The sequence below is a fragment of the Virgibacillus halotolerans genome (genome assembly GCF_016908515.1).
Lineage (GTDB): Bacteria > Bacillota > Bacilli > Bacillales > Amphibacillaceae > Virgibacillus_M > Virgibacillus_M halotolerans.
Genome location: NZ_JAFBEA010000001.1, coordinates 959,309 through 974,736 on the forward strand (window position 1 = coordinate 959,309; position 15,428 = coordinate 974,736).

Sequence of the window (15,428 nt, forward strand, 5' to 3'; positions counted from 1 at the left end):
CTACTTGTTCTATTCCCAATTCCTCAAAAAAAAAACCATATCTGCAAGGATACGGTTTTTTTTTAAGGCTATTCTCTAAAAGATTATTGTTTTGTCTGAGTAATGAATCTAAAAGTAGTATAAATTGCGAAGTATCTCAACGCTTCGCAAATAACGCGGGGAAGGGAAACACCCTTCTTTAATTATCATCAATTACAAGATGTTTTTCGAATCGAGAAATATCTATATCAGCGCCAATTACAATTAATACATCATTCTCTTTTAACGCATCTTCTGCGCTTGGCGATACGTTTATATCTTTTCCATGTTTAATCGCCACAACGTTACAGCCATAATTTGCCCGGATGTCAAGATCAACAAGCGATTTTCCAATCATCCTTTTACTAGCCTTTACCTCTACAATACTGTGTTCATCTGATAATTCAAGGTAGTCGAGAATGTTGTTGGAAATAATATTATGGGCAATTCTCCTCCCCATGTCCCGTTCTGGATGGACGACTTGATCAACGCCAATTTTGGTCAGTATTTTTTCATGATAATCATTTTGTGCTTTTACCGTAATCTTTTTAATTTCTAAATCCGTTAGAATAACGGCTGTTAAAATACTAGCCTGAATATTATCTCCGATAGCCACAATCACATGGTCAAAATTCTTGATACCTATTTCTTTTAGTGAAACTTCATCTGTTGTATCTGCAATAACTGCATGGGATGCGATATTTTTATATTCGTTTACCCTATCTTCATCAATATCAATTGCCAGTACTTGCATCCCCTCCATACTCAATTCCTTACAAATACTGCCACCAAATCGTCCTAAACCAATTACAGCAAATTCCCGTTTCATACTACTTCCTCCATCAATCAAACATGCTTTTTCATTCAGTTTACCATACTATTTTGGAACAAAAAAGAAGCAAGTCTGCAATTAGACCTGCATCTTTTCTCTATATGGCATCTAACATTTGAAACTGCGATTTAACGAGACCAAAGTATTCTCCACGTTTAGCCATCAATTCGCTATGATTGCCATTTTCTAATACTTTACCGTTTTCCAGCACAAATATATTATCCGATTCCCTGATTGTTGAAAGACGATGTGCGATAATAATTGCTGTTCTTCCTTTCAATAGTTTACCTAAAGCGGTTTGTATTTTCACTTCTGTTTCTGTATCAATACTTGCTGTTGCTTCGTCGAGAATTAAAATACTTGGGTCTGCCAGTAATGCCCTAGCAAAGGACAACAATTGACGTTCACCTGCAGACAAGATATTTCCACGTTCTTCAACTTCTGTCTCATAATTATGTGCTAAACGCTGTATAAAGTCATCTGCACCAACAACTTTTGCTGCCTCAATGACTTCCTGATTCGTTGCACTTGGACGTCCAAAACGAATATTTTCCATAATCGTGCCGGAAAAAACAAACGTATCTTGCAATACAACACTAATCTTTTGCCGTAAACTATCCAATTGCACATTACGTAAATCGTGCCCGTCAATCTTAACCGATCCACTTGTCGGGTCATAAAAGCGACTAATTAAATTTGCTATCGTCGACTTTCCACTACCTGTATGTCCAACTAAGGCTACCGTCTCCCCTTGTTTGATATCTAGTGAAATTTCATGAAGTGCGATACGATCTGCTTCATATGAAAATTGAACTTTATCAAATGTTATTTGACCTTCCATTTCTGCAAATTCAAAGGCATTTTCCTTTTCTTCTACATTTGGTTGTTCATCTAAGAATTCAAATATCCGCTCTGATGCAGCCATTGCCATTAAGAGTTGATTGTACATTTGACCCAACCTTGAAATTGGATCCCAGAACATCCCAAGGAAAAAGGCAAAAGATACAAATGTCCCGATTTCAATTCCGCCATTACCAGCCCCTAATAGAATTAAGTAAGCACCATAGGTAATTAGTATAATGGTTCCAATTGCATTACTCATTTCAACAAATGGGCTGAACATCGCACTTTTTTTCGATGCAACACGGTAACTCTCAAAGTTATCGGTATTAATTCCATCAAAATACGCTGCGTTCTCCCGCTCCTGTGTAAATGATTGCGTAATACGAATGCCTTGAATACTTTCATTTAAGTGCGAATTCAGACGTGATTGCTGTATTCGTACATTTTGCCAGGAACGACGAATATTTCTTCTTAATTTGGTTGAAATATAAAACATTAATGGAATAACAATCATAATCGCAAGTGCTAATTTCGGACTCAAAGCCAATAGAATAACAATAATACCAATCAATGTTACGACATCCATCAATAAGTTAATAATTCCATTCGTAAACAGCTCCTGTAAGGAGTTTACATCGTTCATAATCCTTACTAAAATTGATCCAGCTGATCTTGTATCAAAAAAACGATGTGACAATCGCTGTACATGGGAAAATAAATGTTGACGCAAATCATAAATCACATTTTGCCCTAAAATATTGACCCATTTTATTCGAAATATATTTCCTACATAGCTGAGTAAATATAGGATTCCAATTCCGATAACAAGATAAGTTAGTAGGGTCGTATCTTTATTTTTAACTGCTACATCAATCGCTACCTTACCGATTAAAATCGGGACAATTAACCTTACCACTGTCGATAGTAGCATAGCAATAATAGCTCCTGGAAGGTACGTCTTCGCATATGGTTTTAAATAAGTAAGCAGCCTTAGCATTTGCTTCCAGTTAAATTGCTTTTCAACTGCCTGATCAATTGTATAGTGAAATCGTTTAAGGTGCCGACTCTCCTCCAGTTTACTTTTTACTTTTACCAATGCCAATCCCTCCTCTATTAAGTTGTTGTATCCATGATCACTTCACGGTCCTGGTATTGAATATCATAAATTCGTTGATAAGCCCCCTTTTGTGTCACAAGGAAGTCATGGGTACCACGTTCCACCACTTCACCGTCCTCCAATACCAATATTTCATCCGCATGTTTAAGTGATGAAATCCGGTGTGCGATAATAAAGGATGTCCTTCCCTGCATGACTTCCTTTAATGCCTTTTGGATTTTAAATTCTGTTTGCATATCTACCGCGGAAGTTGCATCATCAAGAACAAGAATACTTGGATTTATACAAATTGCCCTAGCGATTGCGATACGTTGCTTTTGCCCACCAGATAAGCCCATACCACGTTCACCAAGCATCGTGTCATACCCTTTTGGCATTTCCATAATAAACTCGTGAGCCTGTGCTCTTTTTGCAGCATCAATAATCTGTTCATCCGGCAATTCCGGATTTCCATAGGCAATATTTTCCCGGATCGAAGTAGAAAATAAAAACGGTTCCTGCAGTACAAAACCAATCGATTTACGTAAAGCCTTCAGTTTATAATCGGCAACAGGTCGCTCATCGACAAGTACCTTTCCCTCCTGTGGTTCATAAAATCTTGTGATCAATTGGGTAATACTCGTTTTACCTGATCCTGTTGCACCAATTAGTCCAATGATCTTACCTGGTGGGGCATCAAAAGTAACATGACTTAGTGCCATATCATCATCCGCTAAATAGTTTAATGTCACATCTTTAAATGTTACATGGCCTTGAATCGGTATATCTAGTGCATCTGTTTTTTCCACAATATCCTCCTTCTCTTCGAGGATCTCCAGTAAACGTTCCCCGGAAGCCTTCGCTTGTGAAAACTGGTTGATGACGAACCCTAAATTCATTAATGGCCCAAGAATATACCAAACCAGACTAAAAAATGCTACTAACACACCAAGGCTGATGGCATCAGTAATAACCAAATATCCGCCAAAAGCAAGTAATGCTAAAGCACAAAAATCTCCAATGAATTCCATAAGCGGAAAATATTTGGACCAAATTTTTGCTGTATTAAGATAATTATCTCTATATGTTTTATTACTTGTAGAAAATCGCCCAATCTCAAAATCTTCACGAGATAATGATTTTACAGTTTCCATGCCACTGATATTTTCCTGGACACGCGTATTTAATCTACCAAATGATTTTCTAATCTTTCTAAACGCCGGATGTACCCTTTTATCAAACTGAAAAACAACAAATGCCAAAAATGGCATCGCTGCCATTGTGACCAACGCTAACGGTACCGAATAATAAAACATCACGGATAAACTGAATACAATTAACAATGTAATTCGAATCAGTTCTGCAACGCCTGCAGAAAGAAAAAACCGAAACCCTTCAACATCTGCAGTTAAGCGAGACATAATATCACCGGTCTTTGCATTATCATAGTATTTAAAAGACAAGTTTTGTAGTTTTCCATATAAGGCCTCTCTTAATTCATATACAGTTGCTACCCCAAACAAATCTCCCAAATATTGATGGTAATACGTTGCAAATCCTTTTATAATCATTAAGACTAAAAATACAAGCGCGATATATGGTATGAGACCATATCGATTTTTAAGCACTACCTCATCAAGCGTTTGCTGTAAAATAATTGGATATACCACAGTAATAATCGTCACAAAAAATAAAAAGAACAAAGATAAAAAGAAATATTTTTTATATGGCCAAAAAAACTGCTTTAACTTTTTAAATATATCCACAAAGCGTTCCCTCCCCCACGGATGTTTTTCCGTATTTACTAATATAACGGGTTCCGAAACAAATTTCCAGTTCTTTTACCTAATTTTTAAAAATATTTTTTTAATCCGTATTTTCCGCATTATTCATAAGTAAAGTTAGCCAGTAAACGCAAAAAGTCCCCCTGCACACCTACAAGGGGGTCACCTGTTAGTTCCTGTTCAAAATGAAGATAAACAACCTTTATTATTTATCATTGATTCCTAAAACACGATTCACACGTTTTCTCAACATTCTCATACCACCATCACCAGCTTGGTAGTGTCTTAGCTGGCCTTCCGCATCAAATACATAATATGCAGGAACATATTGGTTATCAAAAGCATCCGCTAGTTTGAGACCATTATCAACGAAGATTGGCTGGGTAATATGATGTTCTTTGGCAACTTCTTCAATCAGTTCAAGATCTAAGTCTTTTTCCGAACGTGGCATATGAACTGCAATCACATTCAGATCATCTTTATACTCATCACGAAATTCGTTCACATTCGGCATTGCTTCTTTGCATAGTCCACAGCTGACTGACCAATAATGAATCAGTGTAGGCTTATTTCCGATAAGCTCCTCTTTTGCGATTCCATTACTGTTTAACCATGTCGTTGCGCCATCAAGCTCAGGCATCTGTTCTCTTAATTTCATCGTTCCTGCCTCCCATATCAGTGTAAGAAAAGCCGGCAGAAAAAAAGAAATATTCCTATTGTGTATGCCGGCTCCTAATGTATATCATCTATATTTATATATGAATTTTATTTCAATTTGTTTCTTATAGTGTTGCCTGACCAGGCTTCCAGTTTGCCGGGCAAAGACCACCCGTTTGTAACGCCTGCAGTACGCGTAGCGTTTCATCAACATCACGACCGATGTTATTATCAAATACAGTTTGATACTGTAATTCACCTTCTGGATTAATAATAAACAAGCCACGGAGTGCAACACCTTCATCTGCAATTAAAACACCATAATCTGTAGCAACTTTATGGCTTGTATCTGCTGCTAATGGATATGCTAATTCACCCAGACCGTTATCACTACGATCTGTGTTAATCCATGCTTTATGTGTATGTATCGTATCAGTGGACACGCCGATTACTTCCGCGTCAAGATCTTCAAATTCGTCATATCTATCAGACATTGCTGTAATTTCTGTCGGACATACAAATGTAAAATCCATTGGATAGAAGAAAAGTACTGTCCATTTATCATCTTTCATTATTTCTTCTAAACTGACTTTGCCAAATTCTTTATTTGGCATAACAGCATCCATTTCAAAACGTGGTGCTTGTGTACCTACCATTCTTTCTACCATGTTCATCCCTCCAAATATAATAACGGTTCCTTTATAAGTATTGCCAGGACGAAGGTCAACATATACCCTAATTAAAGATTCATAAATTCAAAAAAGGCAAAACTGATTCCACTTGCTGGAAACCAGTTTTGCCTTAATCATCCTATTTAGCTTAATCTTTCATCTACCATCTGACAAATAGCATCCGCATTATTACCTTGGGCATTAATTACCGGGCCTTCAATACTTGCCGTTGCATTTCCCATCATATCCTTATCAAGCCCTGTAATCACGCAGCAATCACAGCCGCTTGCGTCTTCCTCCGAATGTAAATCGATAACTTCATGACCCGCCTGAACTAATGCATCCTTTACATCACTAAGCGATTCTTCTACTCCGATACGTGCCATATTTCTCTTCCTCCTTCGTATGAAAATTTACATACCTAGTGTAACGTTTCAAAAGTCTTTTCCAGAACCTTGAAATGATAAATTTTATGTTTGGAAAAAATATGTGCCAAAATATTCTCTTCGATTGCCGCAAATGGAATACACTCGCTTTCCGCGGGCGGCTAATGAGCCTCCCCAAGCTGGCGCTTTGCGGGGTCTCATCGAGGCCTTTTTCCCGCAGGAGTCTCGCGTATTCCATTTGCTAGGATGGGTTTTCATTTTCGGCAGCTTGCATTACTGTTTTGATTCATAGAAGTCAATTTCATAAGCATTTCAACTTATCCTTAGTCCGAAATATAAGATACACCATCATTTAATCATCCACTAATTTGAAGCACTATATCGTTGATTGGAACGGAAGGCGGCGACTCCAGCGGGAACAGCACGTGTCTGAAGACCCCGCAGAGTGGGTTTCTCGAGGGGACTGAAGCCGTGCCCGCGGAAAGCGTCCGCCTGCAGTGGAAATCAACGGTTTTAGCACACAACCAAATAATTCGGACTTATACACGGATTTCAAGTGACGAAGTTGACTCAAATATTTGCTCTGGAAAAGAACCTCTGGTATGCTCCACTAGTTTCTCCATTTGAGAAAAAGATATTCTGCAGGCAAGAAACGAAAAAAACCCTTGCCCATCGAAGCAGGCAAGGTTTGTTATTTATCTTTTATCTTTTACACGTTTTTAAATAAATCGGTCGTATACATACTTTTTTTAAACTGTTTTAAAATTGCCCTACGCGTTAAAATACCGTCAAAGTAACCATCCTTATCTACAACACAAATAAACGGATGATTGATGACAGCATCGAGACCTTCCATGAAACTGCTATCTCTAGAAAGTGAAGGAATATTATTATCCACTACTTCCTGCACGAGTATGTCCGAGAGCTTTTCGATCTCAATACGCTCCAGACCCAGAATTTGATTTAAAATAACTGTCTTGCCTATCGTCCCGACGAATTTATAAGATGAATCAAGTACAGGGACAGCCGAATAGCCTGACTTCACAAGTACTAACAACGCATGTTCTAAAGGATTACTTATTTGTACATGGGCAACTTTTTCGGAGGATATCATTAAATCCCCAACAGAAATATCTGTTATATGTTTGTCTTGAATTGTGCTCATAACCAAACACCCCTTTTCAGAAAACTTGGCATCCGTAAGTCTTTATACGAATAGCCTTAGTTGCACTTACAACGCATAAACGTCACTTTTTTATCCAGTGAGCAGAAATATAAATAATTTCTTTACTGCTAAAATACACTTTTCCCGTATATATTCTCTCTCTACATGAATAGTTTACCATATATTATATGAAGAAACATCTATTCTGCCGCCATTAAATGCTTAATTTTTCCGTAGTACATATCTCTATATCGGTAAATTCCCATGGCATGACGGAGGGATTTTGGTAACATATTGCCGTTTCCGCCACCATCATTTCCAGTCTGTAATAAATTACTACATACAACGATATTCTCTAATATAATTGAAGTCAAAAAATACAGATAACTAAAGTAATTCATTTCGCAAAAAAACTTGCTCTTTAGCCCCTTTTCCGTGCTATAATTTGTATGAATGAACGATCATGAAAGGTATGAAATAATGAATAGAAGATCTTTCTTAAAAAGAACAATTGGCAGTTTGTTAGCTTTGGTTGGATTAGGTGGCGGAACATTTTATTATGCCCGTGAAATTGAACCTTTTATGCTACAAATACACGAAGAAGCAATTACTTCAAATAAAATAACACCCGCATTTAATAACTTTAAAATCATACAATTTTCTGATACCCACATCGGATTCCATTATACATTAGAACAATTCAATGAGCTTGTCGAACAAATAAATGCATTGCAGCCTGATTTAATTGTATTTACAGGAGATCTCGTTGACAAACCCGATCAGTACTATTGGAGCAGTAAATTAACCAATGCATTAAAAGCATTAAAAGCCCCTTGCGGAAAGTTTTGGATATATGGAAACCACGACCATGGTGGATATGGGACAGAGATTATCCAAGATGTAATGGAACAGGCAAATTTTGAACTATTAAAAAATAATCATTCTATTATTGAAATGGATAGCGACCGGATCGTATTAGCAGGAATTGACGATGTCATACTTGGCAAACCGGACTTAGAGGAAACATTAAAAAACGTAAATCCGGATTTGTTCACCATGCTATTAGCACATGAACCGGACTATGCGGATACAACTGTTAATTATCCTGTGGACGTACAATTATCCGGACACAGCCATGGTGGACAGGTTCGCTTCCCTTTTATCGGCGATCTATATACGCCTGCATATGCTGTGAAATATGTCCAGGGTAAATTCACATTTAATCACGACAAACTAACCCTATTTGTCAATAGTGGAATAGGTACAACAAGGCTGCCGTATCGCTTTTTATGCAAGCCTGAAATTCATTTATATACGCTGAAAAATAATAGCTAGCAAGTAATCATGCTCCATTTTCTTAGTGATGCATAGACTGGTATACAACCAATTATTGAAAGGAAGGTTTTCTTTGATTCCAATTTCTTATGGTTATCCAACTGCCTATCGCACATCCGAAAATGGAGATGAACGTATCTTACCCGTCATCCCGTTTCTAGCTGGTCTTGCTGTTGCACCGCTTCTGTATGGGGCATTCCACCATGGAGGCTACTATCCCCCTCCATACTATTATTATGGACCCCCTCCCCCATATTATTATCACGGATACTATTAATAAAACTTGGCATTCACCAGGGCTTTAAGCGAAAGTCCTTTGTGCATTTATGCAGAAAAGTATATAACGCTTTCTTTATAGCAAAAAAGAAGAATGGAAAGCTATCATTTCCAATCTTCTTTTTTATACATTGAACAACTATTTCTATATTATTTCTTGCGTCCAGACAAGCTTTGCGTTACGATAAGGACAAGTTATAATATAAAGAAGGGAGGAACATCGATGGAACAGGATATCCCATTAAGGGAAATTGCCCAAGCTTTATATTCTATTAATCGCCATGCAAAAACAGCCCCAGAGCCGCAACATTTATATTATTTAAAAAAAGAAACCATTAATCGGCTGCTAAAGGAGAATAGAGCAAGGAAAGTAGGTCTTCATTTTTCCAATCATCCTAAATTCAGTAATCAACATTCCACCCTGCTTATCAAAGTGGACAATTACTTTTTCCATATACCTCCGTCAAAAGAAGACTTCAAATCGCTTGAGCATCTGGGAGCATTAGATGAAAATTATCGTAATCCCCAATCAAAGATGTCCCTATCACAAGCCAAGAGAGTAGTTTATCGTTATATTGATTGGAAACCCGAGAAGAAAATCCCAAAGAAGCAAAAAAAATATTCGTCCGCTTATTTCACCCCATCTTCACTCGGAAAAATGGAATGGCCACCACGAAGATCACATCGAAATTAGTAAGATTAAAGACTCCGATTGTTTGATTACTTTCAATTAAGGTAATACACAATTTAAAGGAGGAATCATTATGACTGAATTGAAAGATTTCATGTATGAGCTCGGCCGTTATGCGGAACAAATGCACGTCTTAAAAGATAGGTATGAAAATTTAACTGAAGCAGAAAAAAAGTTAGTGATGGAAGAAGCCCCCGAAGATTTAAGTTCACCTCAAGAAAGATTCGTTCAGGTCTTCCGATGGATGGAAGAATTACAGGAACGATTAGGTATTGAAAACGAGGAATAGTAAAGCGCGTATGAACTCCTTTCATACGCGCTTTTGTTTTCGCTTCCCTTTCAGCAGATAATACGTACTGTACAGTATAAATAAAACACCGCCAAAGATTGCTATCCCTTGTAATAGGATCTTTAACAATGGAATGGCTAAATCCCGCATACTTCCGACAAATAAAATCGTCACGAAGAATAATAGCAGTATAAATAGACTGCAATACATATAGCATAATAATTTTACAGACTGAAGTCTGACAAGCCATTTGATTAATGGTTGTATCATTAAAAAAATCATTCCGATAACAAAAGAAACAAGGATTAAATATAAAATCTTATCTTCGATGATTAGCACTCCTATTTACAATGATTACGCACCTAACTCTCCTATCCACAGTCTAAACGATCTATTTCATTTATATACGCATCACTTTATCATAATCTTCCTGTAAATTTGGTATAATCAATTTAAATGTCTTTTCTATGGAAAGGTGGTTAACATCTTGAATAAGGCCTTTACCTACATAATCATTGGTGCTGCGCTATGGGGAACCATTGGATGGTATGTGAAACATTTATATGCCTTGGGGTTTACACCGATGGAAGTGGTTACATTACGGGCTTGGTCCTCCGCCCTATTGTTATTCATCTATTTATTAATCGTCTCGCCAAAAAAACTGAAGTTGCAATCATTCGCTGATATAAAGTATTTTCTTGGCACTGGTATTTTAAGTATTATTTTCTTCAATTACTGTATGTTTACGGCCATTGAACTATCTACCATTCCAGTAGCCACTGCGTTATTATATACAGCACCTGCCTTTGTTACGATCATGTCTTTTATTTTATTTAAGGAACCATTAACAAGCATTAAGCTCACCTCCTTATTCATTACATTACTTGGTACCTGTTTGGTCGTTGGCTTAATTCCACTTAATCTAAAGGCGCTACAATTGACGAGTCTACTCTTTGGTTTGGGTTCTGGAGTTGGTTATGCCTTCTATAGCATTTTTAGCAAGTTTGCATTAAAGAAATATACAAGCTTAACGATTACAACATTCACTTTTATCGTTGCGGCCATTGCATTAATTCCATTTTTTCCTTATCAGGATAAATTTCACTTGCTACTTCATCCAACCGTTTTATTCTATACATTTGGTCTAGGGTTCTTACCTACAGCCTTTGCATATATTATTTATACATATGGACTGCATCATACAGAAGCTTCAAAGGCTTCTATCTTATCAACTATAGAGCCTGTTGTTGCAACATTGATTGGCATATTTATTTTTCAAGAGGCGTTTACCTGGATACAAATGATCGGTATGGGATGTATCATCGGCGCTGTCATACTTATGCAACTTTATGGAAGCCCACAAAGAAAAGTAAAACTAGGTAAAACCGCAAACAAAAGTAAAAACAGCTCGTCCCACTAATGGGAGAGCTGTTTTAATAAGAAAAATTATTTGCGTTCAGAATTCGCTAACGCCGCTCGTTTCTTATCTAATCGCATTTCAATTTGCGATATCTTCTTTTCATCCTCTAAAAGTTCTTGTCTATTTTCATTAACAAGTTGTTCAAAGGTTAAAGTTTTAGGTCTCATCATATACACTCCTTTATAGTACTATTATTAGTATACCCTATTTTCTTGCTCACAAATCATAATTATTTGAACATTTTGTTAAGGTTTAGTGTCACTATATTACAGTTACTAAACTAATGAGTAAATTCAGAATAAAACATGCAATTGTAAGGGTTTTTCAAAAGATAAACGATTTGGTTAACATAACAAGAGGAAGTGTATGAAATGGAAGATCATTGGGGACGAACATCTAACATTGGGTGTTGCCTAGAGAATTTATATTTTCCTGCTTTCCTTCGCTTTTTCATACAGATTTAATAATCGATCCAGTTCCTGACTAATTGCTATGGACTCCGCACTCGTAAACCCTTTATCTAATGCTACTTCTGTCATTTTATTACGCTGGGATTCTATTCTTACGAGTAGCTCATCGTTCGCATACATTATAATAGTAAACTCCCCTTTCACTCAATTTATATAAATGTAGCATAAATAATCACTGTAATACAAGTTTAAATTTTTTTATTATTTGCTTGAAAATGTGGAACTGGAGCAACTTGCGGAAAGGTTTATATTCGAATAGTTACGGTCACTATGCTAATATATTTATGTAATGTTTTTTGGAAAGGATGTCTCACTTGACTGAAGCAAAAAAGAAAAATGAATGGTTGGAATGGGGTAAAGCTATATTAATTGCTATATTAATTGCCATTTTTCTAAGGTCGTTTATTTTCGCTACTTCCATTGTCGAAGGTGAAAGTATGGATCCAACACTTGAAGATGGCGAGAGAGTAATTTTTAATAAAGCAATTTATATTATCGGTAAACCTGATCGGGGAGATATTGTCATCATCCAAAGACCATTAAAAAATTATGTTAAAAGAGTAATCGGCTTACCTGGTGAAACAATTGAAATTAGTGGTTATGATTTATACATTAATGGTAAAAAATACGATCAAACATTTCTTAGTGAACAAGCAGAAATGGAAACTGGGAATTTCGGACCGATTCAAATCCCGGATGATAGCTATTTTGTAATGGGAGATAACCGTGCAATCAGTAAAGATAGCAGAAATGGTTTGGGGCTTATTAATGAAGATGAAATTATCGGTCGATCAGAGTTTATTATTTTTCCGTTTTCCGATTGGTCCAGAACAAAGTAATAGAATGCGTTATCGTAGTATAAGGGTCGGGCAACGAATGCCCGACCTTCTTAATTTGAGGTTTTATTTCTCATTGTCAAAAATGCAGTATCCGATATTAAGTATTACAAGTCCAAAACAAATGATTCCAAAAGCTATTTCCCACATGAGTATGTGCCTCCTTTATGTAATAAGCGCAATCAATCATATTTTATTTTATGAAAAAACATCCTTCCATATCATCATATCAATTTTCCCGACCTAAATAAAGTAATTCTATGATAAAATAAACCTAATGTCATAATTAGTACACCACAACCGGAAGCAGGTGATGATGATGCTGCACTGTCCATACTGTGGAACAAGCGTCAATGAGGATGAGCAATATTGTATCAAATGCGGTAAACAACTACCTAACGATATGCATCATCGTCTTATAAACAAAAAGCAATTTAATACATATTGGTATATTCCACTCATTATTGCTGCCGTATTCCTAGTTTCTTCCGGTATCTATTATTTTATGCTGCAAAGTAATACAACACATGCAAAAGAATCCTATGTGCAAGGTGAACAGGCAGCACTTGATGCGGATTATAATAAAGCAAGTAAACTGTTTACGAAAGCTTTGGATAAAAAAGATAATTTCGTGCAGGCTGAGACGTCTTTAGCGTTTGCTGAGCGAGCATTAGAAGTAGAATCCTTATTAACCAAGACAGATGATTTACTGAAGAAAAAGGATTATTCACAGGCACTTTCAATCATTAAAGAGGCAGAAAGCAACTTAAATAGTTTTAATGGTGATGCTGTTGCTATGTTAATTGATCAGATTATGTTCAAGCGTAATACCATTAAAATAGCGAAACTGAAGGAATCATTAAAAAAGGATCCCGGTATTGATGAATTGAAAATTTTAATCTGGGAAGCTGATGCAATCAATGACAATGAAGCGGAAGATATGACGAAAGATATACGTAACGAAATTATAGAATATTTTTTTTCGAAGGCAACCGAACAGTTAAACACGAAGCAATTTACAGATGCACAAACACTGATTGAAGATGGTTTAAAATATGCGCCCGAATCTGAAAAACTGCGAAGTCTACAGACAACAATTGACAAAGAAAAGACAGCATTTGAATCGGAACAACAGCAACGTATCGAGCAAGCGATGGATACCGCTGCCAAAGATCAGAAGTTTAATGAAGATGAGGCCATTGAACTGGTATCTGCCAACATTAAAAGTGATAAAAACGGAAAACTAGTCGTCAAGGGTGAGGTTAAAAGTGACGCAACCATTCCCATCAACTCGATATTAATTGAGTATACCATTTATAATAAAAAGAAGTCCGAGATTTTAACGAATGAAGTTTTTGTTTATCCTGACAAATTATACCCAAAAGAGTCAGGGGAATTTAAATTTACACATTTAGACAAAGAAGAAAAAGCTAAAAACTTAACGATTGAGGTAAATAAAATAACTTGGTATACCGATTAAGCATTACAATCAACTGAGGTGAACGTCATGCACAAAAAACAGCTTTTTCCTATTATCACTTCCCTATGCATCGTTATCATTGGCGTAACAGGCCTCATCTTTATGTATGATAAATGGCACACACAAGATATCCCGATGACCAAACCGGCGATCAATCATGTTTCAGAGAGCCTGCAAGCTGTGGATTTAAAATCAATCATACATGAGGCAGAGAAAAATGTGATACAAATTGAAGGGCAAAATCAAGATAGTGTAATTACTGGTTCCGGATTTCTTTATAATCAAAAAGGCGATATTGTTACGAATGCCCATGTGATTGAGGATGCCGACGTGATTTATGTGCGGACATCCAATGCACAAACCTATCCCGCAGCGGTTGTAGGGATTGGTGATGGTGTTGATATTGCTGTGATTCGGGTTCCACAGCTTGCTGATCAGACCATTTTGCCGATAGAAAAAGAAAATTCATCGGAAATCGGCGATGAAATTATTGCATTAGGGAGTCCACATGGATTTCAAAATACGGTTACATTAGGAATTATTTCTGGAACGGACCGCAATTTCGCTATCGATGGCTATGATTATAATAGCGTCTATCAAATTTCTGCACAAATTACACACGGAAATAGTGGTGGTCCTTTAATTAATCGTGAAACCGGAGCGATTATTGGCGTCAACTCTGTTGGTACCGAGGATGGAACCATTGGATTCAGCATCCCCATGAGTGAAGTAGTTGATCAGGTGGAACAATGGTCCAATGAAGCGCAAAATGATCAATTGGATTTTGCCAGTACGTCAGATATGATTCACACACCTGACCCCGAGCAATTTAAAGAAGATGCTTTATACATGATTGATTATTATTTAACAAGTATTGATATTAGAGATTACGTCAACGCCTATACCGTACTAAGTAGCTCCATCCAATCCAATTTAACCTATTCAACATTTAGGGATAATTCAATTGATATACTTGGTTTAACATATAAGAATCTGCAGGCAAATGACGTGGAAGATAACCAACTGCAAGCAAGTGCAGAAGTAACGATCGAAAAAAGAGAAGGAAATAAAAAAGAGGTTAGTAAATCCACCTCAAAATTAGAATTTACGATTGGCTATGAAAATGACCAATTAAAAATACTAAAAATGTCCGATCCGAAAAAATAAAAAATATCCCCT

Annotated in this window: 17 protein-coding genes; 7 read left to right on the plus strand and 10 right to left on the minus strand. The window is 36.6% G+C overall.

Annotated elements, in window-relative coordinates; translation table 11 throughout:
* Positions 1 to 178: 178 nt before the first annotated feature.
* The 7 genes from JOC34_RS05405 to cbpB form a co-directional block, all read right to left on the minus strand.
* A complete protein-coding gene (locus tag JOC34_RS05405; protein WP_205135680.1) occupies positions 179 to 847 on the minus strand; it encodes a potassium channel family protein in 669 nt (222 codons plus the stop codon).
* Positions 848 to 947: 100 nt separating this feature from the next.
* Positions 948 to 2,690: an ABC transporter ATP-binding protein gene (locus tag JOC34_RS05410; RefSeq protein ID WP_239544137.1), complete on the minus strand. Its 1,743-nt coding sequence runs from the start codon at positions 2,688 to 2,690 to the stop codon at positions 948 to 950.
* A gap of 116 nt (positions 2,691 to 2,806) precedes the next feature.
* Entirely contained in the window at positions 2,807 to 4,555 is a 1,749-nt protein-coding gene (locus JOC34_RS05415; RefSeq protein ID WP_205135682.1) for an ABC transporter transmembrane domain-containing protein, read from the minus strand.
* Positions 4,556 to 4,778: 223 nt separating this feature from the next.
* Entirely contained in the window at positions 4,779 to 5,231 is a 453-nt protein-coding gene (locus JOC34_RS05420) for a redoxin family protein (protein ID WP_205135683.1), read from the minus strand.
* Between the two features lie 124 nt (positions 5,232 to 5,355).
* The gene (locus JOC34_RS05425) at positions 5,356 to 5,898 is read right to left on the minus strand and encodes a peroxiredoxin (RefSeq protein ID WP_205135684.1); all 543 of its coding nucleotides are present in this window, start codon (positions 5,896 to 5,898) and stop codon (positions 5,356 to 5,358) included.
* Between the two features lie 146 nt (positions 5,899 to 6,044).
* On the minus strand, positions 6,045 to 6,287 hold the full coding sequence (locus tag JOC34_RS05430; RefSeq protein WP_205135685.1) for a YkuS family protein: 243 nt from the start codon (positions 6,285 to 6,287) through the stop codon (positions 6,045 to 6,047).
* A gap of 709 nt (positions 6,288 to 6,996) precedes the next feature.
* Complete coding sequence (gene cbpB / locus JOC34_RS05435) at positions 6,997 to 7,452, minus strand: cyclic-di-AMP-binding protein CbpB (RefSeq protein ID WP_205135686.1); 456 nt, start codon at positions 7,450 to 7,452, stop codon at positions 6,997 to 6,999.
* Between the two features lie 480 nt (positions 7,453 to 7,932).
* Here cbpB and JOC34_RS05440 point away from each other — a divergent pair, with 480 nt between their 5' ends.
* The 3 genes from JOC34_RS05440 to JOC34_RS05450 all read left to right on the plus strand — a co-directional run bounded on the left by JOC34_RS05440 (position 7,933) and on the right by JOC34_RS05450 (position 10,043).
* Complete coding sequence (locus JOC34_RS05440) at positions 7,933 to 8,787, plus strand: metallophosphoesterase (RefSeq protein WP_205135687.1); 855 nt, start codon at positions 7,933 to 7,935, stop codon at positions 8,785 to 8,787.
* A 499-nt stretch (positions 8,788 to 9,286) separates the two neighbouring features.
* Positions 9,287 to 9,757: a YkyB family protein gene (locus JOC34_RS05445; RefSeq protein WP_205135688.1), complete on the plus strand. Its 471-nt coding sequence runs from the start codon at positions 9,287 to 9,289 to the stop codon at positions 9,755 to 9,757.
* Between the two features lie 70 nt (positions 9,758 to 9,827).
* Entirely contained in the window at positions 9,828 to 10,043 is a 216-nt protein-coding gene (locus tag JOC34_RS05450) for a hypothetical protein (protein WP_205135689.1), read from the plus strand.
* 21 nt (positions 10,044 to 10,064) lie between these two features.
* Here the strand turns inward: JOC34_RS05450 and JOC34_RS05455 are convergent, their stop codons facing one another.
* The gene (locus JOC34_RS05455; RefSeq protein ID WP_205135690.1) at positions 10,065 to 10,313 is read right to left on the minus strand and encodes a hypothetical protein; all 249 of its coding nucleotides are present in this window, start codon (positions 10,311 to 10,313) and stop codon (positions 10,065 to 10,067) included.
* 217 nt (positions 10,314 to 10,530) lie between these two features.
* On the opposite strand from JOC34_RS05455, the gene JOC34_RS05460 reads away from it, so the two are divergent.
* Positions 10,531 to 11,463 (plus strand): DMT family transporter, encoded by a 933-nt coding sequence (locus JOC34_RS05460; RefSeq protein WP_205135691.1) that lies wholly within the window; start codon positions 10,531 to 10,533, stop codon positions 11,461 to 11,463.
* Between the two features lie 26 nt (positions 11,464 to 11,489).
* On the opposite strand, the gene JOC34_RS05465 is transcribed toward JOC34_RS05460, so the two are convergent.
* Complete coding sequence (locus JOC34_RS05465) at positions 11,490 to 11,630, minus strand: FbpB family small basic protein (RefSeq protein WP_205135692.1); 141 nt, start codon at positions 11,628 to 11,630, stop codon at positions 11,490 to 11,492.
* Between the two features lie 255 nt (positions 11,631 to 11,885).
* A complete protein-coding gene (locus tag JOC34_RS05470; RefSeq protein WP_205135693.1) occupies positions 11,886 to 12,053 on the minus strand; it encodes an aspartyl-phosphate phosphatase Spo0E family protein in 168 nt (55 codons plus the stop codon).
* 194 nt (positions 12,054 to 12,247) lie between these two features.
* Here JOC34_RS05470 and lepB point away from each other — a divergent pair, with 194 nt between their 5' ends.
* From lepB to JOC34_RS05485, 3 genes are all read left to right on the plus strand, one after another.
* Positions 12,248 to 12,772 carry a signal peptidase I gene (lepB, locus tag JOC34_RS05475; protein ID WP_205135694.1) on the plus strand — a complete coding sequence of 175 codons (525 nt, stop codon included), beginning with the start codon at positions 12,248 to 12,250 and terminating at the stop codon, positions 12,770 to 12,772.
* Between the two features lie 316 nt (positions 12,773 to 13,088).
* Entirely contained in the window at positions 13,089 to 14,249 is a 1,161-nt protein-coding gene (locus tag JOC34_RS05480; protein ID WP_205135695.1) for a zinc-ribbon domain-containing protein, read from the plus strand.
* Positions 14,250 to 14,276: 27 nt separating this feature from the next.
* Entirely contained in the window at positions 14,277 to 15,416 is a 1,140-nt protein-coding gene (locus tag JOC34_RS05485; protein WP_205135696.1) for a S1C family serine protease, read from the plus strand.
* Positions 15,417 to 15,428: the final 12 nt, after the last annotated feature.

Coding starts and splice junctions, on each gene's coding strand:
- JOC34_RS05455 (WP_205135690.1), bottom strand. CDS start 10,313: ATGATACAACCATTAATCAAATGGCTTGTCAGACTTCAGTCTGTAAAA.
- JOC34_RS05480 (WP_205135695.1), top strand. CDS start 13,089: ATGCTGCACTGTCCATACTGTGGAACAAGCGTCAATGAGGATGAGCAA.
- JOC34_RS05450 (WP_205135689.1), top strand. CDS start 9,828: ATGACTGAATTGAAAGATTTCATGTATGAGCTCGGCCGTTATGCGGAA.
- JOC34_RS05485 (WP_205135696.1), top strand. CDS start 14,277: ATGCACAAAAAACAGCTTTTTCCTATTATCACTTCCCTATGCATCGTT.
- JOC34_RS05430 (WP_205135685.1), bottom strand. CDS start 6,287: ATGGCACGTATCGGAGTAGAAGAATCGCTTAGTGATGTAAAGGATGCA.
- cbpB (WP_205135686.1), bottom strand. CDS start 7,452: ATGAGCACAATTCAAGACAAACATATAACAGATATTTCTGTTGGGGAT.
- JOC34_RS05470 (WP_205135693.1), bottom strand. CDS start 12,053: ATGTATGCGAACGATGAGCTACTCGTAAGAATAGAATCCCAGCGTAAT.
- JOC34_RS05425 (WP_205135684.1), bottom strand. CDS start 5,898: ATGGTAGAAAGAATGGTAGGTACACAAGCACCACGTTTTGAAATGGAT.
- JOC34_RS05410 (WP_239544137.1), bottom strand. CDS start 2,690: ATGCTAAGGCTGCTTACTTATTTAAAACCATATGCGAAGACGTACCTT.
- JOC34_RS05465 (WP_205135692.1), bottom strand. CDS start 11,630: ATGAGACCTAAAACTTTAACCTTTGAACAACTTGTTAATGAAAATAGA.
- JOC34_RS05445 (WP_205135688.1), top strand. CDS start 9,287: ATGGAACAGGATATCCCATTAAGGGAAATTGCCCAAGCTTTATATTCT.
- JOC34_RS05440 (WP_205135687.1), top strand. CDS start 7,933: ATGAATAGAAGATCTTTCTTAAAAAGAACAATTGGCAGTTTGTTAGCT.
- JOC34_RS05405 (WP_205135680.1), bottom strand. CDS start 847: ATGAAACGGGAATTTGCTGTAATTGGTTTAGGACGATTTGGTGGCAGT.
- JOC34_RS05420 (WP_205135683.1), bottom strand. CDS start 5,231: ATGAAATTAAGAGAACAGATGCCTGAGCTTGATGGCGCAACGACATGG.